The 22,314-nt window shown below is 73.6% G+C and carries 17 protein-coding genes and 1 pseudogene; 8 read left to right on the forward strand and 10 right to left on the reverse strand.

The genetic code is table 11. The features are described 5' to 3' along the window. Window positions 1-238 precede the first annotated feature (238 nt). Window positions 239-1,357 (reverse strand): alanine dehydrogenase, encoded by a 1,119-nt coding sequence (ald, locus tag ABEA15_RS01165; protein WP_344139646.1) that lies wholly within the window; start codon window positions 1,355-1,357, stop codon window positions 239-241. A 125-nt stretch (window positions 1,358-1,482) separates the two neighbouring features. Beyond that, on the reverse strand, window positions 1,483-2,799 hold the full coding sequence (locus tag ABEA15_RS01170) for an amidohydrolase family protein (protein ID WP_345555070.1): 1,317 nt from the start codon (window positions 2,797-2,799) through the stop codon (window positions 1,483-1,485). A 1,849-nt stretch (window positions 2,800-4,648) separates the two neighbouring features. Between ABEA15_RS01170 and ABEA15_RS01175 the strand changes: the two genes are divergently transcribed. The 3 genes from ABEA15_RS01175 to ABEA15_RS01185 all read left to right on the forward strand — a co-directional run bounded on the left by ABEA15_RS01175 (window position 4,649) and on the right by ABEA15_RS01185 (window position 7,888). Beyond that, window positions 4,649-4,777 carry a hypothetical protein gene (locus tag ABEA15_RS01175; RefSeq protein WP_344139640.1) on the forward strand — a complete coding sequence of 43 codons (129 nt, stop codon included), beginning with the start codon at window positions 4,649-4,651 and terminating at the stop codon, window positions 4,775-4,777. A gap of 27 nt (window positions 4,778-4,804) precedes the next feature. Beyond that, on the forward strand, window positions 4,805-6,877 hold the full coding sequence (locus ABEA15_RS01180) for a bifunctional copper resistance protein CopD/cytochrome c oxidase assembly protein (RefSeq protein ID WP_425579342.1): 2,073 nt from the start codon (window positions 4,805-4,807) through the stop codon (window positions 6,875-6,877). An 87-nt stretch (window positions 6,878-6,964) separates the two neighbouring features. Continuing rightward, entirely contained in the window at window positions 6,965-7,888 is a 924-nt protein-coding gene (locus ABEA15_RS01185; RefSeq protein ID WP_345555072.1) for a TIGR03621 family F420-dependent LLM class oxidoreductase, read from the forward strand. A gap of 135 nt (window positions 7,889-8,023) precedes the next feature. Here the strand turns inward: ABEA15_RS01185 and ABEA15_RS01190 are convergent, their stop codons facing one another. Next, window positions 8,024-8,440: a hypothetical protein gene (locus tag ABEA15_RS01190; protein ID WP_344139634.1), complete on the reverse strand. Its 417-nt coding sequence runs from the start codon at window positions 8,438-8,440 to the stop codon at window positions 8,024-8,026. Between the two features lie 7 nt (window positions 8,441-8,447). Then, on the reverse strand, window positions 8,448-9,143 hold the full coding sequence (locus ABEA15_RS01195; protein ID WP_344139631.1) for an AAA family ATPase: 696 nt from the start codon (window positions 9,141-9,143) through the stop codon (window positions 8,448-8,450). A gap of 153 nt (window positions 9,144-9,296) precedes the next feature. On the opposite strand from ABEA15_RS01195, the gene ABEA15_RS01200 reads away from it, so the two are divergent. After that, window positions 9,297-10,163 carry an aldo/keto reductase gene (locus tag ABEA15_RS01200; RefSeq protein WP_344139628.1) on the forward strand — a complete coding sequence of 289 codons (867 nt, stop codon included), beginning with the start codon at window positions 9,297-9,299 and terminating at the stop codon, window positions 10,161-10,163. A gap of 59 nt (window positions 10,164-10,222) precedes the next feature. Here ABEA15_RS01200 and ABEA15_RS25730 read toward each other — a convergent pair. The 6 genes and pseudogenes from ABEA15_RS25730 to ABEA15_RS01230 all read right to left on the reverse strand — a co-directional run. Further along, window positions 10,223-10,756: pseudogene (locus ABEA15_RS25730) on the reverse strand (PIN domain-containing protein); the annotation flags it as partial. Window position 10,757: 1 nt separating this feature from the next. Continuing rightward, a complete protein-coding gene (locus ABEA15_RS01210; protein ID WP_344139622.1) occupies window positions 10,758-11,207 on the reverse strand; it encodes a helix-turn-helix domain-containing protein in 450 nt (149 codons plus the stop codon). A gap of 191 nt (window positions 11,208-11,398) precedes the next feature. Then, window positions 11,399-14,467, reverse strand: a complete 3,069-nt coding sequence (locus tag ABEA15_RS01215; protein WP_345555075.1) for an AAA family ATPase — start codon at window positions 14,465-14,467, stop codon at window positions 11,399-11,401. Continuing rightward, on the reverse strand, window positions 14,467-15,618 hold the full coding sequence (locus ABEA15_RS01220) for an exonuclease SbcCD subunit D (RefSeq protein ID WP_345555077.1): 1,152 nt from the start codon (window positions 15,616-15,618) through the stop codon (window positions 14,467-14,469). The genes ABEA15_RS01215 and ABEA15_RS01220 overlap by 1 nt, the downstream gene beginning before the upstream one ends. Window positions 15,619-15,717: 99 nt before the next feature. After that, window positions 15,718-16,380, reverse strand: a complete 663-nt coding sequence (locus ABEA15_RS01225) for an O-methyltransferase (RefSeq protein ID WP_344139614.1) — start codon at window positions 16,378-16,380, stop codon at window positions 15,718-15,720. Window positions 16,381-16,429: 49 nt separating this feature from the next. Then, a complete protein-coding gene (locus ABEA15_RS01230) occupies window positions 16,430-17,143 on the reverse strand; it encodes a metal-dependent hydrolase (protein WP_344139612.1) in 714 nt (237 codons plus the stop codon). Between the two features lie 302 nt (window positions 17,144-17,445). On the opposite strand from ABEA15_RS01230, the gene ABEA15_RS01235 reads away from it, so the two are divergent. The 4 genes from ABEA15_RS01235 to ABEA15_RS01250 are packed head-to-tail and all read left to right on the forward strand — an operon-like array spanning window position 17,446 to window position 22,314. After that, complete coding sequence (locus ABEA15_RS01235) at window positions 17,446-19,296, forward strand: ABC transporter substrate-binding protein (protein WP_345555079.1); 1,851 nt, start codon at window positions 17,446-17,448, stop codon at window positions 19,294-19,296. Window positions 19,297-19,298: 2 nt separating this feature from the next. Beyond that, the gene (locus tag ABEA15_RS01240; protein ID WP_345555081.1) at window positions 19,299-20,339 is read left to right on the forward strand and encodes an ABC transporter permease; all 1,041 of its coding nucleotides are present in this window, start codon (window positions 19,299-19,301) and stop codon (window positions 20,337-20,339) included. Beyond that, complete coding sequence (locus tag ABEA15_RS01245; RefSeq protein WP_344139603.1) at window positions 20,336-21,226, forward strand: ABC transporter permease; 891 nt, start codon at window positions 20,336-20,338, stop codon at window positions 21,224-21,226. The genes ABEA15_RS01240 and ABEA15_RS01245 overlap by 4 nt, the downstream gene beginning before the upstream one ends. Then, window positions 21,223-22,314 carry an ABC transporter ATP-binding protein gene (locus ABEA15_RS01250; protein WP_345555083.1) on the forward strand — a complete coding sequence of 364 codons (1,092 nt, stop codon included), beginning with the start codon at window positions 21,223-21,225 and terminating at the stop codon, window positions 22,312-22,314. The genes ABEA15_RS01245 and ABEA15_RS01250 overlap by 4 nt, the downstream gene beginning before the upstream one ends.

Genomic DNA, 22,314 nt, shown 5'->3' on the forward strand with positions numbered 1-22,314 from the left:
TCCGCGCCGGCCCCGCCGCGGGCGGGGCTAACCGGATCGTGCCCAGCGGGGAGCGGAGGGCAACACGGCCGGTCAGGGTATCCGCACGGCCGGTCACGGTATCCGGGTGTCGGGCATCGCCTCGGCGCCCCGCCGGCAGCCGGCGCCCGCTCGCATCCGCCCGGCTTCCGCACCGGCGTCTGCGGCCGCCCGGCGGAAGGCGCTCAGCCCGGCCTCCGCCGGAGGCCGGGCCGGCGTCCTATTCGGCCAGGACCTCGGTCACGGTGCGCGACTTGACGCCGTGCGCCTCGGCCACGCCCTCGTTGGTGACGACGCCGTCGTGCGTGTTCAGCCCCTGGGCCAGCGCCGGGTCCTCCGACAGCGCACGCCGCCAGCCCTTGCCGGCCAGCTCCACCACATAGCGCAGCGTGTCCTTGGTCAGCGCGTGGGTGGAGGTGTTGGGGACCGCGCCGGGCATGTTGGCCACGCAGTAGAACACCGTGTCGTGCACCGCGAAGGTGGGCTCGTCGTGGGTGGTGGGGCGGGAGTCGGCGAAGCAGCCGCCCTGGTCGATGGCGATGTCGACGAGCACCGCGCCCGGGCGCATCCGGGCGACCAGGTCGTTGGAGACCAGCTTGGGGGCCTTGGCGCCGGGGATCAGTACCGCACCGACGACCATGTCCGACTCCAGCACGGCGCTCTCCAGCTCGAAGGCGTTGGAGACCACGGTGCGCACCCGCCCCTGGTAGATGTCGTCGGCGTGGCGCAGCTTGGCCACGTTGAGGTCGAGCAGCGTGACGTCGGCGCCCATGCCCGCGGCGATGCGGGTGGCGTTCAGACCGGCGACCCCCGCGCCGACGACGGTGACGCGCGCCGGGCTCACTCCGGGCACCCCGCCCATCAGCCGGCCGCGGCCGCCGCTGGGCCGCTGCAGGGTGTACGCGCCCACCTGGGGTGCGAGCCGGCCGGCGACCTCCGACATCGGGGCCAGCAGCGGCAGCGAGCCGTCCGCCAGCTGCACCGTCTCGTAGGCGATGCCGGTGACGCCGCGCTCCAGCAGGGCGTCGGTGCACTCGCGCGAGGCCGCCAGGTGCAGGTAGGTGAACAGGGTCTGGCCGGGCCGCATGCGGTGGTACTCCTCGGCCACCGGCTCCTTGACCTTCAGCACGAGATCGCCCTCGGCCCACACGTCGTCGGCGGAGTCGAGGACGCGAGCGCCCGCCGCGGCGAACTCCTCGTCGGAGATGGAGGACCCCCGCCCGGCGCCGCTCTGGACGGCGACCGAATGGCCGCGGGTGACCAGTTCGTGGACGCCTGCGGGGGTGATGGCCACCCGGTACTCGTGGTTCTTCACTTCGCTGGGCACGCCGACGCGCACGGGGCTCCTCCTCGCATCGTCTTTGATACGTCTTCACTCTCGCGTGCCCGGGCGCGAGCCGCCATCTCCACAATGGCTGCCGTTTTCGCAGCATGTTTACATGGTGTAACGGCTCGGCGGCCAGGTCAGCGCGGTCGGGACGCGGGCTTGTCCGGCACCGTGCGCGGCGCGTGACCGTCCGGCTCGGTGAACCGGCGCGGCGCGGCCGCAAGCGCGCACCCGTAGGCGCCGCGGCCCTCGACCCAGGTGCCCGCTACCCGCCCGACGAGTCTGCGACCGCAGTAGGGACCGGGATCGGACTCGGGCACGGTCTGCTCGGCCGCGGTGTCGAAGGCGACCAGGTCGGCGTCGTACCCCGGCTCGATGCGCCCCTTGCGGTGCAGCCCGACGAACTCGGCCGGCGCCTGGGCCGTCCAGCGCGCGAGGTCGGCCACGCCGCATCCGCGCCGGCGGGCGGCCGTCCACAGCGCCGGCAGCGTCCAGCCGATCCCGGCGACGCCGGTCCCGGGGCGGTGGCCCGAGCCCACCTGGGTGATCACCGGGTCGCCGCGGTCCAGCAGCGCGCTCCACAGCGCGTCGCGGTTGGGCCCGCTGCGCAGCGGGGGCCGGCAGGAGTGCGCGGCGGAGTCCTCGGGAATTTGCTCGACCGGCAGGCACAGGTAGTGCGGGCAGGTCTGGGCGCTGATCCCGGCGCCCATGGCGCGGGCCGCGGCCAGCACCGCCGCGCACTCGGCCGCGCTGAAGGGCGACACCAGCACGCGGGTGCCGGCTATGCGGGCTGCCGCGACCAGGCGCTCCACCCCGCGCCGCTCCGCGCGCGCCGGGCGCGCGGCCAGCAGCGCCGAAAGACCAGGCCCCTGCGGCGCCGACAGCTCGCCGGCGTCCTCGGCGTGCACCACCAGCGGCGCGTCCATGGCGGCCAGTTCGGCCATCGCCTTGCGCAGCGGGGTGTCGCCGATCCGGTGGTCGGCGGAGCCGGTGCCGTCGGAGAGCGAGCAGTGGAACCCCACCGCACCGGCCGCGCGCAGTTCGGCGAGGTCGGCGGGCGTGCTGGAGGCGGTGATCGCGCCCAGGAACGCGACTCCGGGCGCGGTCCCGGCGGCCGCGGCCAGGTGGGCGAGCAGGCCCCGCTCGCCGGTGATCGGCGGGTCGGCCGGCCCCGAGGCGACCAGGGTCGTGACGCCGCCGCGGACCGCGGCGGCGGTGGTCTCCGCGTACGCTTCGCGCAGCCCCCGGCCCGGCGCCTGCACGGCCGCGTCGACGTCGACACCGCCCGGCAGCAGCGCGGTCTCGCCCAGGTCGACGTCCTCCGGCGCGGTACTGGGCGCCCGGTACCGGTCGACGACGACGATCCTTCCGGCGCCCACCCCGACCGACGCCGGCGCGACGCCGTCGGGGGTGGCGACCCGCCGCGAGCGGATGACGGTGTCGATCTGGGGCATCTCGGAAATCCCCTTCATGGCTCGACGGCGGTACTCGCGCGCACAACGGGAACGGCGGCCCAGGCGCCCTTCGGAGTGGTCGCCCGACCGTATCGCGATCGGCGCCGCGCAGGTGGCGAACTGCGAGAACGCGCCGGGGGAGGGAACGCCTCGCGCCTCGCTCGCGCGTGGAGACCGGCGGATCGCTCCGCTTCCCCGCGCCCGCGGACCGTTCTCCGGCGGTTCCGCCGCGAACGGCCCGTATCGGAGACCACGCCTGTTTCGGGCGGGGGCGGAGATGGAGCGGTGGGTGTGGTGCCGCGGTCGTGGCCGGGGCGGGGCCCGCGGCCGGGCGCCGGGTGGTGAGTGAGTCGGTCCGGATGCCCGCCGGATGCGCGTGTGCTGGGGGCGCAAGGAACCCTCCGGGAGGCCCCGCCGGCCGTCGCTGCGGGGGATGCGGCAATGGGTCGCAGCTCGCTCTGCGAGCGGGAGCAGCTTGCCGCCGAGCGCACGTTGTACCTGTTCGGAGGTCCGGGGGCCTTGGTGGTAGGGCCTTGTCCGGAGTGTGCGGCGTGCGTCCGGCGGCAAATGCGACTCACGCGCGGGGTGTAGTGCGCCCCAGTGCCGCAGCTCCGGTGGCGGCCCGCCGTGGACGGTGCTCGGACGGTTCCCTCTCACCTCGTTGCCTCGGACGTGAGCACGACCGCGCGATAACGCCCCTCGATGGCTGGGCCTGCGGTGATCGGTGCGGTGCCCGCCGGTGGCCCGTGTAACGGGGGCGGCGACGACGGCTGGGGCGCGGGGCGGGTTTCGGCGTGTCCTTGCGCTTCGGTCGGCCGACCGGAAGGCGGGTGTCCGACTTGGTTTACGTCCGTACGGGCCCTGGCGGGACTCCCGCGACGAAGGAAACGGGCAAACTGGAGTAAAAAGGAAGGCCTGTCGCGCGAAATCCGCGGAATCGGTCGCCGGTGGCCGCGCATCCCCGATCCGCGAGGAAATACGTCCCGTTATGACCGGTTCGTGCGCCCGGGCAAGAAGGCGCGGGGGCTCCAGCGAGCGCTAAGCAGCCCAGAGGGGCCTTCGGGCGACGTTTTCGGTGGGATCGTCGAAGCGCGGGCTTCCGTGCGCCGCGGGAAAGCGGTCGAATCAGGATAAGTCAGCCGGGTTTATTCCGTATCGCGGAATGATGGTGGGGTGCTGGGGCTGCTCCGCGGTTTTCGTGCTATCGGGCGCGGTCCGGCCCTGCTCAGCACGGCAGGGAAAACCTCCGGCACCGGCCCAGCGACGACCTCCGCTCCCACCCGACCGCACGCCGCCGTCGCCGCCCACGTCGTCACCACAACCGGCGGGCACCCGAACCGATGGTCGCGGGCCCGGCCGTTCGCTGCCGTCGTCGCTCCGTTGCCTGCGCAATCGGCGGGTACCGGGTGCGGGCGGTGTCTGCGGGCTGAGGCGTGTGCTGCCTTCGGCGCTTCGTTGCCTGCGCAAATGGGCGGGTACCGGGTCCGATACCTGCGCGCCCGACCGCACGCCGCCGTCGTCGCCCACGTCGCGACCGCAACCGGCGGGCACCCGAACCGATGGCCGCGGGCCTCGCCGCGGATCCCTTCCCGTCGGGGGCATGACAGGGATGGCGCGGGTCGCCGCGCGGGAGGAGACTCGGGGTCGGGGACCGAAAGGCGTCCCCGCCGCGCCGCTGCGGGAGCGGCCTACGGATCCGCCCGTCCCTGTGTCCGGCCCTGGAGTCCGGCCACCCCGGAGTCCCGCCTCCGCGGGAGCGGCCCTCGGAGCGGGCCGCCTGCCCCGGCCGGCGTCTCCGACACGTTGTAGTAGATGTAGTAGATTTATCGTGGTCCGTGGTGGTGTTCGCGTGGACGTTCCTGTCCTGCTCGTCTCCGATATGACCGGCTGGATCGGCCCCTGGATGTGGGGCGCGGCCGGGATGCTGGTCGGCGCGGCCGCCGCCGCAGCGGTGATCCGCCACCGCGACCGCCAGTAGCGACCCCTGACCCACGGAGCGACCCGCGTGAGTTCCCCCGGAGTCCGCGAGGGCGACCTCCCGCGCGAGGAGCCCGCCGAGAGCCGAGCCCCGGGAGCGGCCGTCCGCGCCCCCGGCGCCGACACCGCCGGGATCATCGCCGTGGCCGCCGTCGCGTCGGGCCTGATCGCCCTCATCGTCGCCCTCGTCGCGGGCGGCGCGGTCACCGTCCGCGTGATCCCCGGCCTGCCCGACGCCGGGCCCCTCACCCGCTGGGGGCTTCCCACCGCCACCGCGGTGCGCGACGTCGCCGCCGCGCTGACCGTTGGCCTGCTCGTGCTGGGGGCCTTCCTGCTGCCGCTGCGCAAGGGCGCGCCGGGAGCGCAGGCACTGGGCTACGTGCGCGTCGCGGCCTGGCCGGCGCTGGTCTGGGCGGCGGCCGCCGGGGCCGTCCTGGTCTTCCAGCTCTCCGACGTCTCCGGGCTCCCGCCCGGCCAGGTCGTCGGCGACCAGCTGACCAGCTACGCCGTCTCGGTCGCCCAGGGGATCGGCCTGCTGGCGGTGATCCTGCTCGCCTGCGGCACCGCGCTGCTGAGCCGCACCGCGGAGACCGCCGCAGGCACCCTGGCCCCGCTCGCCCTGGCCGTCGCCGGCCTGATGCCGCCCGCGCTGACCGGCCACTCCGCCTCCGCGGGCAGCCACGAACTCGCCGTCACCGGCCTGGCGCTGCACGTCCTCGCGATCTCGCTGTGGGTGGGCGGGCTGGCCGCGGTGACCTTCCACGGACTGCGCGCCAAGCCCGCGGCCCCCGCCGTGGCCGCCGAGCGCTTCAGCCGGATGGCCCTGTGGGCCTACATCGGCGTGGGCGTGGGCGGCGTCGCCAGCGCCGCCAGCCGCCTCTACGCGGTGTCCGACCTGGTCACCACCTCCTACGGCCTGCTCATCCTGGTCAAGGCCGTGCTGTTCTGCGCGCTCGGCGCGCTCGGCTGGGCGCACCGCCGCCGGACGATCCCGCGCATCACCGAGGCAGGCGGCCGCCGGCTGTTCGCGCGCCTGGCCGGGGTCGAGATCGCGGTGATGTCGGCCACGATGGGCATCGCGGCCGCGCTGAGCCGCACCGCGCCCCCGGAGCAGCCGGGCACGGTGACCGAGGCCGAGGCGGTCCTGGGCTTTGCCGTCCCGCCGCCGGTCAGTGTGCAGACCCTGCTCACCCTGTGGCGGCCCGACCTGTTCTTCGCCCTGGTGGTCGTGGTGCTGGGCGGCGGCTACGCGGCGGGCGTGGTGCGCCTGCTGCGCCGCGGCGACAGCTGGCCCTGGGGCCGCACCCTCTCCTGGGCGGCGGGCCTGGCGGTGCTGGTGGCCATGCTGCTCAGCGGCGTGGCGACCTACTCGATGGTGACGTTCAGCATGCACATGGTGCAGCACATGGTGCTGTCCATGCTCGTGCCGATCCTGCTGGTGCTCGGCGCCCCGGTCACCCTGGCGCTGCGGGCGCTGCACCCGGCCCGCATCCGCGGCGACCGCGGGCCGCGCGAGTGGCTCGCCGCGTTCATCAACAGCGGGTTCTCCACGACCGTCACCCATCCGGCGGTGGCGGCCCCGGTGTTCGTCCTCAGCCCCTACGTGCTGTACTTCACACCGCTGTTCCCGGCGCTGATGAACGACCACACCGGGCACCTGCTGATGAACGTGCACTTCCTGCTCACGGGGTTCCTCTACTACTGGATCATCGTGGGTGTGGACCCGGGGCCGCGCAACCTGCCCTACCTGCTGCGGCTGGTGCTCCTGCTGGTGGCCATGGGTGTGCACGCCTTCTTCGGCATCACGATCATGATGCAGTCGGCCCCGCTCGCGATGGAGTACTACGGCCAGTTCGACGTGCCCTGGCTGGACGCCCAGGGCGCCGACCAGTACGCGGGCGGCGGCATCGCCTGGGCGGTCGGCGAGGTCCCCACGGGCCTGGTGATGCTCGCCATGGTCCGCCAGTGGTGGGTCGACGACGAGCGCGCCGAGCGGCGCCGGGAGCGCCACAGCAAGCGCGGCGGCTCCGACGACGCCGACATGGACGCCTACAACGCCTACCTGGCCGAACTCGACAGGCGCTCGAAGGGCGGGGCCTGACGCCGCCTCCTCCGCCCAGAGCGGAAAACGGCGCCCTCCTTTGCAACGGGGTGGCGCCGAGCGCCCGATTCCGGTTGGGTCGGAGCCATGAGGAAATTCCGGTTCGGTTTCAACAGCCGCCAACAGGAGATCGACCGCTGGATGCAGGTGTGCCGGTCCGCCGAGGAGGCGGGCTACGACGCCGTCCAGGTCCCCGACCACCTGGGAGCCGCCTCGCCCTTCGCACTGCTGGCCGCCGCGGCCGCCGCGACCTCGCGGGTCCGGCTCGGCACCCTCGTACTCAACAACGAGTTCTGGAACCCCGCCCTGCTGGCGCGCGAGGCCGCGACGGTGGACCGGATCTCCGGGGGGCGGTTGGAGCTCGGCCTGGGCGCCGGGCACATGAAATCGGAGTTCGAGGCGGCCGGGATCCCCTGGCGCTCCCATGCCGAGCGGCTGGAGCGTCTGGAGCGCAGCATCGGCGAGCTGGACCGGCTGTTCGCCGAGGACGGACAGGAGCCGCTGCCGCACCAGGTGCCGCGTCCTCCGCTGCTGATCGGCGCCAACGGCGACGCCGGACTCGCACTGGCCGCCCGCCACGCCGACATCGTGGGCTTCGCCGGCCTCACCCAGATCAAGGGCCGCCGCATGGGCACCTTCCGCGTGGACGACCTGGACGAGGCGCGGCGCCGGGTGGACTTCGTCCGCGCCAAGGCGGGCCAGCGGGCGGACGCCCTGGAGTTCAACATGCTGGCGCAGGCGGTCGTGGTGACCGACGACGCCGAGAAGAGCGCGGCCGAGCTCGTCGAGGGGTACTCCGAGACCGGCCTCGACACCGTCCGCAAGGTGCTGGACTGCCCGTACGTGCTTGTGGGCACCGCCGAGGAGATCGCGGCCAAGCTCGTCGGCAACCGCGAGGAGCTGGGGTTCTCCTACATCACCACGCACGGGCCGTTCCGCGAGGCGCTCGGCAGGGTAATCCCGGTGGTGCGCGAGAAGGTCGGCGAGCAGCAGGCCGGGCCGACGGGATGAGCGCGCCGGCCGGTCGGCGCCGGGCGCGGTCCCGGCACGGACGCGCGGCCGAAACCCGATGCCCGCGGTTCCGGCCCGACCCCACCCGTCCCGAAGGAGCGGATTCCGGTCGGACCGGTTCCGACCGAAGCCGTATCAGGCCAGCAGCAGGGCGATCCCGGTGCCGGCGGCGCCCAGCGCGGCGCACACCAGCAGGCCGCCGCCCGCCACGGCCGGCGTGAGCCGCAGCCCGCGCGGTTCGGCGACGCCCAGTCCGGCCGCGGCCTGCCGCGCCACCAGGGGCAGCAGCGCCATCCCGGCTGCGTAGACCACGACCACCGCCGCCGAGGCGACCAGGAACGCCTGTCCCGCGCCCGCCGCAGGATCGCCGCCCAGCGTCCGGGCCGCCGCGAGCGCGGGGACCGCGAGGAGCAGCGCGGCGCAGACGGCGCCGAGCGCGCCCTTGGCGGGAGCGGCGGCGGACCGCCCCGCAACCAGCAGCAGCCCGACGAGGGCCGCCAGCATGACGGCGCCCGCGATCCCGAACACAGCGATGTCGACCAGGGAGCTCACCCGCACATTATGGCACCGTGCGCGGTGCCGCCCCGCCGTCCCCCGGCCCGGCGGCGCCCGGTGTGAAACGGATCTCGGCCAGCTCGGCGGCCGCCGAACGGTCGAGCAGGAGCAGCGAGCGCGCACCCGGCACGACCGCCTCCGCGCCCGCCGCGCAGTCGACGAGCACGCGGTGCCACCGCCGCACGTGCCGCCGGTGGGCGCGCGGGGTGACCGCCCTCCCGCGCCGGATCTGGGCCTCCAGCGCGGCCCCCGGGTCGACGTCGATGAGCAGCAGGTGGACCTCCCGCCCGCGGTGGCGGCAGTAGCGGCCGAGCAGGCGCAGCACCGCGCGGTGCGTGGCGGTCACGTGCACCGCGACCGGCCCGCCGCCCTTGCGCAGGACCCGCAGCACGCGCAGGTAGTGCAGGAGGTGCGTCGCCCAGCGCCAAACGGGGTAGGGAAGTGCGCGCAGTCGGCGGGCGAGCCGGTTGCGCGCCTGCTGGGAGTCGATCACCCGCGCGCCGTCGGGGGTCGCAACCGGCACGGTCTCGGTGCCTTCCAGCGCGAACAGCCGGTTGAGCAGCGTGCTCTTGCCGGCGCCGGGAATGCCGCCCACCAGCAGCAGCGAGTCGGTCGGATATCGCAGTACCCGCGGTGCTTCCTCCGCGCGCAGTGCGCGAGCGGGGGAGGGGACAGGGGCAGGGCCCGTCGAAGGGAACATGTCGGTGGTTATGCGCCTTTCGGATAAGCCATCGTTAAGAGGCGGCCGGAACTTCGGTCGGAGCGGTCGGAGGCGCCGCGGTCGGCGCGGTGAGCGGTCGGTGCGGCGGGCCGGTCGGTGGTGGATGGCGGAATGAGTGCGGGGAGTGCGGAAATGGGACGTGGCGACCGCGGAATCGCGCTGGGGCCCTCGCAGCGGGTGCCGCCGATCGGGCAGGGCACCTGGCACATGGGTGAAAGGGCGGACCGGCGCGCCGACGAGGTCCGGGCACTGCGTGCGGGGATCGATGCGGGGATGACCCTGGTCGACACCGCGGAAATGTACGGCGAGGGCGGAGCCGAACGCGTGGTCGGCGAAGCGGTCGCCGGCCGTCGCGAGGAGGTCGTCCTCGTCTCCAAGGTCTACCCGAGCAACGCCGGTCGACGCAGGGCCAAGACCGCGTGTGAGCGGAGCCTCAGCCGGCTGGGTACCGACATCATCGACGTCTACCTGCTGCACTGGCAGGGGCCCGTACCCCTGTCGGAGACCGCCGCGGTGATGGAGGAGCTCCGCGACGAGGGCAAGATCCGCCACTGGGGCGTGTCCAACTTCGACACCGAGGCGATGGAGCGCCTGTGGCGCGTCCCCGCGGGCCAGGCCTGCGTCACCGACCAGGTCCTGTACCACCTGGCCTCGCGCGGCATCGAGTACGACCTGCTCCCGTGGTGCCGCGGGACCGCCCCCGGGCTGCCGGTGATGGCCTACTCGCCGCTGGCCCAGGGCGGCGCCGCGCGCCGCAGGATTCTGCAGGATCCGGTGCTGGGCGAGATCGCCGCCGGGCGCGGCGTGCAGCCCGCCCAGATCGCCCTGGCCTGGACGGTGCGCGAGGGGGACGTCGTGGCGATCCCCAAGGCCGCCGATCCCGCACACGCCCGCCAGAACGCCGAGGCGCTGGACATCCGGCTCACCTCCGACGAGCTCGCCGCCCTCGACAAGGCCTTCCCGCCGCCGACCCGCCGCACCCCGCTGGAGATCCTGTGAGCCCCAAGCCGCCGGCCCGGCCCTGAACCCGCGCAAGGTCGATCGGACTGCAACTCCGCCACCGAGCCGTGCAGCCCGTTTCGCTGAAGGCTCGAGAGCACGTCAGCCACGGTTCCCGGTGGTCTGCGCCATGAGTCGGCGATCTGCTGGGCGCACGCCCAGACCTCTTTCCGATGCGGATGAATCCGATCGAGGACGAAGTCGTCCGCGCTCTCGGCCTCGATGTCCCATTGCGACAGGGCCGAGGCGGGGAAGTCCGGTAGGTTCTCCGTGACGATGACCTGAGCACGTGCGCGGATCGCCGCTGCCGGGACATGCCGATCATCCGGGTCTGGAAGATCCAGCGATTCGATCCCGGGTTCATACCCCGTGACGAGGCAGTCCCGGACGGCGCAGATCATCGGTTTCCGAGTGCGGTCGAGTGCCTCCTCGGACAACTCGGGTCGGTTCGATTTGAGGTTGCTGAAGGTCTCGTCCAGGATGCGATGGGTCCACTTGGCCTGGACGAGACCTGCCTGAGCCAATCTGAGGAGCAAGTCCCTCAGAGTGCTCGGATACAGGACATTGGCGTCATACAAGACAACAAAGGGCATTTCAATCCAGGCCCAGCTCCCGAGCCATCGCCGACAGTTCGTCGGCGGCTTCGCGGCGGCGCTGGTCGTCCCTCCGCATGTACTCCACCAGGGAGTCCGCGCGCACCCTGCGATGTGAGCCCACCTTGCGGTAAGCAATCTCTCCAGCCTGGAGAAGCCCGATCAAATGCGGTCGTGAGACGTTGAGCATGTCCGCGGCCTGCTGGGTCGTCAGTTCTGCGTGTTCCGGCACGATCGAAACCCCGCGCCCTGCAGCCATGTGGTGCAGTACGGCCGCCAGGAGCTCGACAGCTGAGCGGGGTAGGAGAAGTTCCTGCTGGTTGTCCTCGACGAGTACAGGGACAGTCGTCAGGGTCTCGGGATGCTCGTCCAGGTATCGGCGAATCCGGGGGAGTGCGTCTGCGGCCGCCTCGATCTGTGTGGAATCAGGGTGCGAAGACAGGACTGCCACGGTTCCTCCTCGCCTCGGGGTGAGGTAGAGCTGGCCTGTATCCGCATTGCCGAAACAAGTGAAGCAAACGCAACAGTGTGCGGTGTTCGCTCCAGTCGAGGGCCGGGGTGGCGGGGGCATGCGGAGGGTCCGATGGTTCCCCGGTGCATCGGTGGTGGGGCGGGGTACGGCGGTTGCCCGACCGGTGGGGGTCAGGCCGTCTGCTGCAGGCGGGAGCCGGTGGGGGTCTTGACCACCGTGAGGCGGGTGGTGATCCGGGTGCGGAGGTCGGCCACGTGGCTGACCACGCCCACGGCCCGGCCGCCGTCCCGCAGCGAGTCGAGGACCTCGAGCACCTCCTCCAGGGTCTCCTCGTCCAAGGTGCCGAAGCCCTCGTCGATGAAGAGGGTGTGCATGTCGTGGCCGCCCGCCTCCTGGGCGGCGACGTCGCCCAGGCCCAGGGCCAGGGCGAGCGACGCCACGAAGGTCTCGCCGCCCGAGAGGGTGGCGGGGTCGCGCTCCTGGCCGGTCCAGGCGTCCAGCACGCGCAGGCCCAGCCCGCCGCCCGAGTGGGAGCGGTCGCCCGCGGACTTGTCGACGGTGTGGCGCAGCTCGTAGCGGGCGCCGGCCATGGTCGTCAGCCGGTCGTTGGCCGCGGCCACCACCTGCTCCAGCCGGGCGGCGAGCACGTAGGCCGACAGCCGGACGCTCTCGCGGTTGTCGGCGGAGGTACCGGCGGCCAGGCGCGCCAGGCCGTCGGCGACGCTGTGCCGGCGGCGGGCGGGGCGGGACTCCGCCAACCGGTGCTCCAGCCGGGCGCGCAGCTCGGTGAGCCGCTCCGCCCGCTCGGCGAAGCGGTCGCGCCAGCGCACCGCGTGGTCGGCGGCGCCCTCGGCGCTCTCGGCCGCCGCCGACAGCCCCGCGACGTCCGGTGCGGGAAGAGCGCCGGCCGCCGCGAGGTCGGCGTCGTCCAGAACCGCGCGCACCGCGGCCGCCTGGTCGTCGTGGGCCCGAATGCGCTCGCGCAGCCGGCGGCGCTCATCGTCGCCGCGCTCGGCGGCCCGCACCCGGTGGGCACCGGTGAACCCGGCCTCGGCTGTGGCGGCGCGCGCCTCGCGTTCGGCGGCGCGAAGCTCCCCGGCAGCGGCCGACCGGTCGTCCAGAGCCTGCACCGCCTCCTTGAGCAGGTCGGCCTCATCGGCCAGCCGGCTGATCCGCGCGGCGAGGTCGGCGTCCTCGCCCCGGGCGTCGTCGAGCGTGCGGGTGAGCCGGTCGGCCTCCGCGGCCTTGGTTTCGCGGACCTTCTCCAGCTCGGCGATGCCGCGGACCAGCTCGGCCTCGTCGGTGCGCGCCTTCTCGACCTCGGTGTCGATCCGCTGCAGCTCCGCGGCGAGCCGCTCGGCCTCGGCCTCCGCTGCGCCGATGCGCTCCAGATCGGCGCGGCGCCGCTCCAGCAGCTCGGCGGCCGCGTCGGCCTCCATGCCGCCGGCGGTGTCCCGGGCGGCGTCCAGCTTCGCGGTCAGCTCGGCGACCGTGTTCTCGGCGGTGCTGCGCTCCGCGGCGGCCGCATCGGCGGCCGCGGTGGCCGCCTCCTCGTCCGCCGGCGAGGGCCGGTCGGCGGCCCCCGCGGCGGGGGCCGGGTGCTCGGCCGAGCCGCACACCGGGCACGCCCGGTCCGCCTCCAGCCCCTCGGCGAGTTCGGCGGCCATGCCCTCGATGCGCGACCGGCGGATCTCCTGCAGCCGGTCGCGGGCCGCCTGCGCGGCGTCGACCCGGGAACGGCGCCGCTCCTCGGCTTGTGCCAGTTCGTCGGTGAGCCGCTGCGCAGCCTGGGCCGAGTCCTGCCGGGTGCGGGCGAGCTCGAGCGCCTCCTCGGCGCTTTCGCGCGATCCGGTCCGCCCCCGGGCCGCGTCCAGCTCGGCGGCCGCCCGGGTGCGCCGTTCGGGCAGTTCGGCGGCCCGCTCGCGGCACTCCCCAACGCGGCGCCGCGCCTCGGCGGTCTCGGTATCGGCGGCCGCGATCTCCGAGCGCACGGTCCGCAGCCGCTCCGCGTCGCCGCGGAGGTGCTCCAGCTTGGCGACCTCGTCGCGGCGCGCACGCTCGGCCGCCGACAGCGGCTCGCGCCGAGCGGAGCCCGCAGGGTCCGCGGAGTCGGAGGCGTCGGAGGAGTCGGCGGCGATGGCGGCGGAGGGGCCCGAGGCGTCGGCGCCGGACCGGTCCCCACCGCCGGCGGTTCCGGGCGCCAGCGCGCGAACGAGGCCGAGCCGCTCGGCCGCGGCCAGTTCGGCCTTCTCCACCTGGCTGCGCCGGTGGTCCTCGGTGCGCAGCAGGGGCATCACCCCGGCCGCGCGCTCGGCGGCGTCCAGTTCGGCGGCCCACTCCTCGCGCTCGGGTTCGCGCCCGGCCAGCTCCTCGCGGCGGCGCAGCGCGTCGGCGCGGCGCCCCTGCCGGAGCTCCAGCTGGCGGGCCTCCTCCAGGCGGCGGCGCGCGGCGTCGCGGTCGTGCAGGGCGGCCGCTGCCGCCCGGGCGGTGTCGTCGGCCGTGCCCGCGGCCACGGCCGCCAGCTCGGCCGCCCACGGCGCCAGCCCCTCCAGGTCGCCCTCGGGCCGGGCGGAGCGGCCGACCTCGGCGACCAGGTCGGCGGTCTGCCCGACGGCGGCCTCGGCGCGCCCGGCCTCATGGCCCAGGCCGCGCGCGTGCTCGCTCAGCCATTTCTCGACCTTGGTGAACACGTCGGTGGCGAAGATGCGTTCGAGGCTCGCCTGCCGTTCGTGCGCCTTGGCGCGCAGGAACCGCGCGAAGTCGCCCTGGGGCAGCAGCGCGATCTGGCAGAACTGGTCGAGCGACAACCCCAGCACGTCGCGGGCGATCTGGCCGGCCTCGTCGGGCCGGTTGGTCAGCCCGCGCCAGGTGCCCTCGTCCAGTTCGGTGACGACGGCCTTGGCCTTCTCCTCGGTGGTGCCGCTGCCGCGCTTCTTCGGCCGCTGCCAGGCGGGCCGGCGCAGGAAGTGCAGGCGGCGCCCGCGCACGGTGAGCTCCAAGGTGACCTCGGGCGCCGCGCCGGGGGAGGCGTGGTTGCTGCGGGGCGAGCGCGCGGCCTCGCGCACCCCCGGCACGCGGCCGTAGAGCGCGAAGCACACGGCGTCCAGCACCGAGGTCTTGCCGGCGCCGGTGGGCCCGTGGATGAGGAAGAGGCCGCCGTCGCCGAGGCGGTCGAATTCGACGGTCTCGGTCCCGGCGAAAGGGCCGAAGGCGCAGACGGTGAGCTTGTGCAGGCGCATCAGCGGGCGGCCTCCCCGATGCGGACGTCCTCCAGCGCGGCGGCGACGAGGTCGTGCTCCTCGCCGGTGGCGGGCGCGCCCCGCGCCCAGTCGACGAAGTCCAGCACCAGCTCGGAGTCGGAGCGGTCGGCGGTCCGCCGCGACCAGCTGCGGTCGTCCGCAGGCGGCCGGTCGTCGGGGGCGAAGTCCAGCACCAGGGCGTGCGGGAACCGCTCGCGCAGCCGGTCCATGGGAAAGGCCGGGCGCAGCGGGTCGGTGAGGGTGACCTGCAGCCAGTGGCCGGTGTAGTGCTCCCAGCGGTCGGCGGTGAGCAGGTCGTCGATGCGGCCGCTGATGCGGGCGACCGGGCGCGGCACCGGTGCGGGGGCGAACTCCGCGGCCACGGCGCCCGAGGGCCCGATGTCGAGGATCCAGCACCCTTTGACCTGGTGCTCCTCGGAGAACGAGTAGGCCAGCGGCGAACCGGAGTAGCGCACCGACCCGGCCATGGTCTGGCGGCCGTGCAGGTGGCCCAGCGCGGTGTAGTCGACGCCGTCGAACACCGTCAGCGGCACGTGGGAGGCGCCGCCGACGGAGATGTCGCGCTCGCTGTCGGAGGGCGCGCCGCCGCTGACAAAGGCGTGGGAGAGCACCACCGAGCGGGTGCCGGCGGGCCGCGACGCGAGGTCGGCGCGCACCAGGTCCATGGCGTGGCCGAGCACCGCGGTGTGGCCGCGCCGCTGCAGGCCCCAGTGCGGCCGGGCGATCTCGGGCTCCAGGTAGGGGATGCCGTAGAAGGCGACCGGACCGTGCTCGTCGTCGATCAGCACCGGCGAGCCGACGTCCTCCAGCGAGGCGCGCAGGTGGATGCCCGCAGCGTCGATGAGGCCGGTCGCGTAGCTCAGCCGGACCATGGAGTCGTGGTTGCCGCTGATGAGCACAGCCCGCGCGCCGGTGTCGCGGATGCGTCCCAGCGCCTCGTCGAGCAGGCGCACAGCCTCGACCGGGGGCAGGGCGCGGTCGTAGAGGTCGCCCGCGACCGCGACGACGTCGATGCGCTCCCGGCGGACGGTGTCGATGAGGTGGTCGACGAACGCCGCCTGGGAGTCGAGGAGGTTCTCGCGGTGGAAGGAGCGTCCCAGATGCCAGTCGGAGGTGTGCAAGAGGCGCATGTTCCGGCAGAGTACTGGAGGCGGGCGTGGTTCCGCAGTGGATCGCGATGACCTGTGGACGGGCGGCGCACCGCCCGTCCCGCGGCTCTTCGGGACCGCTCAGGCGCGCTTGCGCGCCAGGGTCAGGCCGTCGCCGATCGGCAGCAGCACGAGCTCGACGCGGTCGTCGGCCAGCGCGCGGTCGTTGAAGTCGCGGATGCCCTGCACCTGCGCGGAGTCCTCGGCCGGGTCGATGACCCGCCCGTGGGAGAGGGTGTTGTCGACCAGGAGCACGCCCCCGGGGCGCATCCGCGGCACCAGCTCCTCCCAGTAGCCGATGTAGCCGTCCTTGTCGGCGTCGATGAAGGCCAGGTCGAAGCGCCGCTGCTCGGGCAGCGCGCGCAGGCTCTCCAGCGCCGGCCCGATGCGCAGGTCCACCTTGTGCGCGACGCCGTCGCGCGCCCAGTAGCGGCGCGCGATCGCGGTCCACTCCTCGCTGACGTCCAGTGCGAGCAGCGTGCCGTCGTCGGGGATGCCGCGCGCCATGCAGATGGAGGAGTAGCCGGTGAACGTGCCGACCTCCACCACGTCGCGGGCGCCGCTGATCCGGGCGAGCAGTGTCATGAACGTGCCCTGTTCGGCACCGATCTGCATGGTCGTCAGGTCGGGGTAGAGCCGGGCGGTCTCTTCGGCGAGGTCGGCGAGCACGGGGTCGACCGGGGCGCTGTGGTCCACCAGGTAGGCGTGCAGTTCAGGGGGCAGGGATTCCGAAGCGCGTGTCACGCGCGCCACTCTAGCCGCGCCGCCCCCGGCTGTCCCGCCGCCGCGGCCGTCACACCTCGGGCAGCAGTTCCGGCCACGGGAAGAGGTAGAACGTCAGCAGCACTATGGCGATGGTCAGCGACGGGGTGACGAGGTTGCGCTCGACCTTGCTGTCGGTCGTGAAGCCGATCTTCTCGCCGAAGCGGTACTTGGTGGCAGGCCACAGCAGCGGCACGCCGAGCTCGGTGGCCATGTCGCCGAGGAAGTGCAGGAAGCAGCCGAACGCCACCGCCAGGCCGATCCAGGAGTAGTCCACGCCCGAGGTGAAGAGGGCGAGCGTGACGGCGCCCGTGGCCATCGCGTTGATGACCGCTGAGGCGATGCTGTTCTTCTCGCTGCCCAGGCCCAGTCCGTTGAAGGCGATGCCCAGCAGCAGGAACACGAAGATCTGCACGGCGAACTCCGACCACAGTGCCAGGCCCTGGGTCACCGAGCCCATCAGCACCGCGAACAGCAGGGAGTGGGTGCCGTTGCGGTGCCCGCCGAACATCCAGTTGAAGATGCCGCTGAGCGCCCGGGTGAAGGCGCCGTAGGTGTTGGTGATCGTGGAGCTCTTGGCGTCCAGGTCGGGGATCAGCGCGGCACCCGCGCAGACCAGCGAGCCGGCGACGATCTCACCGGGGCCCAGGTCGAAGCTGACCCCGAGCACCTCCCGGCCGTCCAGGAAAGGAACGACCGCCATCCAGCCGACTATGCCGCTCAGCGCGTGCGAGTGCCCCATCATGGGCGAAAACCGTAGCGGTTGCCGGAATTCCAGGCGAATCCGAGGGTGGTTTCGGGGCGGGGGAACGGGCCCGGGGGAGTGCGCGGAACGGGTGCCCCTGGGTCCGGAGTCCGGTTCCGGCGCCCGTGCGCGACCGGGGCCGATCCGCGGGCCGACGATTGTGAACGGCGCGTGACACTCGCGAGGTAAATCGTTGACGCAATTCTGTACATGCTGGTAAACAACCAACTGATCCCTGCGTCACGATCCCTGTACACCCCGTCTTTTCCCCCGCACCGCGAACCCGAGGGGTTGAGCAGCACATGGCCCGACAGCAGGAACCCGCCCGGCCGCCGGCCCGGGCGCCGAAGAGCCGCGCGGCGCGGCGCACCGCCGCAGTCCTGACCGCGGCGCTCGTCGCCACCGCTCCCGCCCTGACCGCGGCCCCGCCCGCCGCCGCCGAGGCGGAGGGCGCCGACACCCTCACCATCGCGGCGTCCCAGCCGGTCGACTCGTTCAGCCCCTTCCTGGCCCAGCGGCTCATCAGCACCAGCATCCACCGGCTCGCCTACGACTACCTCACCAACTACGACCCCCGGACCAACGAGCCCATCCCCGGGCTGGCCGAGTCCTGGACGACCTCCGACGACGGCCTGACCTGGACCTACACCATCCGCGACGGCGCCACCTGGAGCGACGGCGAGCCGCTGACCGCCGAGGACGCCGCCTGGACCTTCACCACGATGATGGAGGACGAGGGCGCCGCCACCGCCAACGGCAACTTCGTGGCCAACTTCGAGAGCGTGGAGGCCGTCGACGCCACCACCCTGAAGATCACGCTGAAGGAGCCCCAGGCCACCATGCTGGCCCTGGACGTCCCGATCGTGCCCAAGCACATCTGGAAGGACGTCGGCGACTACTCCTCGTTCGACAACGACGAGTTCCCGGTCGTCGGCAGCGGCCCCTTCGTCATCACCGGCCACAAGCCCAACCAGTCGATCACCCTGGAGGCCAACGAGGACTACTGGCGCGACCCGCCGAAGTTCGACCGGCTGGTCTTCCGCTACATGCCCGAGCGCGACGCCCAGGTCGAGGCGCTGCGTGCGGGCGAGGTGTCCTTCGTCAGCGGGCTCACCCCCGCCCAGGCGGACGCGCTCAAGGGCACCGAGAACATCACGGTCAACACAGCCAGCGGCAAGCGGTTCCAGGGCTTCACCATCAACCCGGGCGCGCGCACCCAGGACGGCGAGGAGTTCGGCGACGGCCACCCCGCCCTTGAGGACCGGGTGCTGCGCCGCGCCATCATGCGCGCGATCGACAAGGACGAGATCGTCGAGTCCGTCTACGGCGGCTACGCCGAGGCCGCCGGCGGCTACGTCCCGGCCCGCTACGACACCTACCACTGGACGCCCGACGCCTCCCAGCGCCTGGACTTCGACCCCGGCGCGGCCAACGAGATGCTGGACGAGGCCGGCTACGAGCGGGGCGGCAACGGCGTGCGCGTCTCGCCCGGCGGCGACCCGCTCAAGCTGCGCATGCACGTCCACAACGACCGGCCCGACTACGTCGCCATGGGCAAGCTGCTGGTGGAGCGGCTGGCCGACATCGGCATCGAGGTCGACAACCGCACCGTCGACCCCGGCGTGCTCAGCGACGCCCTCTACAGCGGCGAGTACGACCTGATCTTCACCGGGTGGACGGTCAACCCCGACCCCGACTACGTGCTGGGCATCCACACCTGCGGGGCGCTGCCGACCGAGCCCGGGACCATGCGCAGCGACGCCTACTTCTGCGACAAGGACTACGACCGCCTCTACGAGCAGCAGCTGGCCGCCTACGACGACCCCGAGGGCCGCGCCGCCACGGTCAAGAAGATGCAGGAGATCCTGTACGAGGAGGCGGTGGTCAACGTGCTGACCTACGCCGACACCCTGGAGGCCTACCGGTCCGACCAGATCGCCTCCATCCAGGTCCAGCCCGACCCCGGCGGCAACATCTGGGGCCAGGACGGCCACTGGTCGTGGAGCTCGGCGGTGCCCGCAGCCGACTCCCGGGCCGGCGCCGCCGTCTCCCCCTGGGCGCTGGCGGGCCTGGGCGCCGTGGTCCTGGTGGCCCTGGGCGGGGGCGTCTATTTCCTCCGCCGCCGCGCCGCCACCGCCGGGGACCGCGAGTAGCCGTGGCAGCCACCGAGAAGGCCGGAACCGGACGGCCCGCGGCGGGTACCCGGACCCGCCGCGGCCGCCCGGGCCTGCACCCGGCGGTGCGCTACCTGGGCGGGCGCGTGCTGACCGCACTGGTCTCGCTGCTGGCGGTCATGGTCACCAGCTTCTTCCTGTTCCGGGTGCTGCCCGGCGACCCCGTGGCCGCCCTGACCCAGGGGCGCTCGGTCAGCGTCGATCAGCTGGAGGCGATGCGCCGCGACTTCGGCCTCGACCAGCCGCTGCCGCAGCAGTTCGCCGACTACTGCCTGGGCATGCTCACCCTGGACTTCGGCATGTCCTACCAGTACCGCGTGCCCGTCGCCGACCTGATCGCCGAACGGATCGGTCCCACCCTGCTGCTGGCGGGCACCGGCACCGTCATCGCCGCGATCCTGGGGCTCGTGCTGGGCACCCGTGCGGGGTGGCGGCGCGGCTCGCTGATGGACCGCGTCGACACCGGCGTCGCGCTGACCCTGTGGTCGGTGCCCTCCTTCTGGCTGGGACTGCTGCTGATCGTGCTGCTGGCCTCAGGCGCCGGCCTGTTCCCCACCAGCGGGATGTCCAGCCCCGGTGTCGAGGGCGCGTTCGCCGTCGCGCTGGACGTGGGCCACCACATGGTGCTGCCCGTGGCCACCATGGTCGCCGTCGTCTACGCCCAGTACATGATGATCATGCGCTCGTCGGTCCTGGACGAGATGGGATCGGACTACCTGACGACCGCCCGCGCCAAGGGCCTGCGCGACTCCGTGGTGCTGCGGCGCCACGCCGTGCCCAACGCGCTGCTGCCCACGGTCACCCTCATCTTCCTGAACCTGGGCCGCGTGGTCTCCGGCGTGATCCTGATCGAGACCGTGTTCGCCTGGCCGGGACTGGGCTCGCTGTTCTACTCCGGACTCCGGGTGCCCGACCTGCCCATCGTCCAAGCGCTGTTCGTCGTCTTCGCGGGCTCGGTGATCGTGATGAACCTGCTGGCCGACCTGGTCTATCCGCTGCTGGACCCCCGGGTGCGGACATGAGCCGCGCCGCGCTGGCCTGGACCCGCCGGCGCCGTGCCCTGGCCGGCTACGCCCGCGCCTTCGCCGGAAACCGCGGCGGCATGGCCGGCCTCGCCGTGCTGGCGCTGATCGGGCTGGCCGCGCTCGCCGCTCCGCTGTTCATCGACGCGGACGCGCTCAGCCTCACCGAGGCCGAGGGCGGCCGGTTCCAGCCGCCCGGACCCGGGTACCCGCTGGGCACCGACGCGTTCGGCCGCTCCGTGCTGGACCTGGTGGTGTGGGGCGCGCGGATCTCGCTGACCGTGGGGTTTCTGGCCGCGTTCGTGTCGGTGGCCCTGGGCACCCTCATCGGGGTCGTCGCCGGCCACTTCGGCGGATGGCCGGGCAACGTGCTGATGCGCGTCACCGACTGGTTCGCCGTGCTGCCCGCCCTCGTCATGGCGGTGGCGCTAGCGGCCGTGATGACCCGCAGCACGCTGACCATCATCATCGCCATCGGGGTCACCGCCTGGCCCACCACCGCGCGCGTCGTGCGGGCCCAGACCCTCGCCGTCGAGGCGCGGCCCTTCATCGAGCGGGCGCGCGCCCTGGGCGGCGGCCACGCCCATGTCATGCTGCGCCACGTGCTGCCCAACGTCCTTCCGGTCGTGCTGGCCCAGACCACGCTGCTGGTGGCCGAGGCGATCCTGATGGAGGCGACGCTGGCCTTCCTCGGGCTGGGCGACCCGGGCACCGTCTCCTGGGGCGGCATCATCCAGGAGGCGCGCACCGCCGGCGCCATCAGCTCGGGCATCTGGTGGTACATGATCCCGCCGGGAGTGGCCATCGCCGCCGTCGCACTGTCGTTCACCATGTGCGGGCGCGCCCTGGAGGGCGTGCTCAACCCCCGGCTGCGGGAGCGCCGATGAACCCGACCGAGCATCGCCCGGACACCCCGGCGCCCGAACCCGCGGACGCGGCGGACCGCCCCGGCCCCGACCGCTGCCTTGAGGTCGACGGCCTCTCCGTGTCCTACCGCGCCGGCGGCGGCGAGATCCCCGCCGTGCGCGGCGTCTCCTTCGACTTGGAACCGGGCAGCAAGCTCGGCGTCGCCGGGGAGTCGGGCTGCGGCAAGTCCACTGTGGCGCTGGCGCTGCTGCGGCTGCTGCCCCGCTCGGCGCGCATCAGCGGGCGGGTGCTGCTGGACGGCGAGGACGTGCTGGACATGCGCTGGGGCCGGCTGCGCGCCGTGCGCTGGGCCGGAGCCTCGATCGTGTTCCAGGGCGCGATGCACTCGCTCAACCCCGTCCAGCGCGTCGGCGACCAGATCGCCGAACCGCTGCTGGTGCACGGCGGCGCCGCACCCGCCCAGGCGCGCTCGCAGGTCGTCGAGCTGCTGGAGCAGGTCGGCCTGCCCGCCTGGCGCGAGCGCTCGTATCCGCACGAGCTCTCCGGCGGCCAGCGCCAGCGCGCCATGATCGCGATGGCGCTGGCCTGCCGGCCGCGGCTGATCATCGCCGACGAGCCCACCACCGCCCTGGACGTCATGATCCAGGCGCAGATCCTGCGGCTCATCGACGAGCTGGTCACCGGCCGGGACATCAGCATGCTGATGATCAGCCACGACCTCTCGGTGCTCGCCGAGACCTGCGACCGGCTCGCCGTCATGTACGCCGGGCGCATCGTCGAGGAGGGGCCCGCGGACGAGGTCTTCGCCGCGGCGCGCCACCCCTACGGCGCCGCGCTGAGCGCCGCCTTCCCCCGCGTGGGCGACCCGGCGTCGCGCCGCGCACCGCGGGGGCTGCCCGGCGACCCGCCCGACCCCGCGGAGCTGCCCTCGGGCTGCTCGTTCCGCCCCCGCTGCCCCGAGGTCCAGGAGCGCTGCTCCGAGGTCGACCCTGTGCTCTGGCCGGCCGGCCCGGGCCGCACCGCCGCCTGCGTGCAGGTGCTCCCACCCGAGCAGGACACTCGGCCGCCGCCCGGCCGCGACCGCGCCTCGGAGACGACGGGTGAGTGA

Source organism: Streptomonospora halophila (genome assembly GCF_039542725.1).
GTDB lineage: Bacteria > Actinomycetota > Actinomycetes > Streptosporangiales > Streptosporangiaceae > Streptomonospora > Streptomonospora halophila.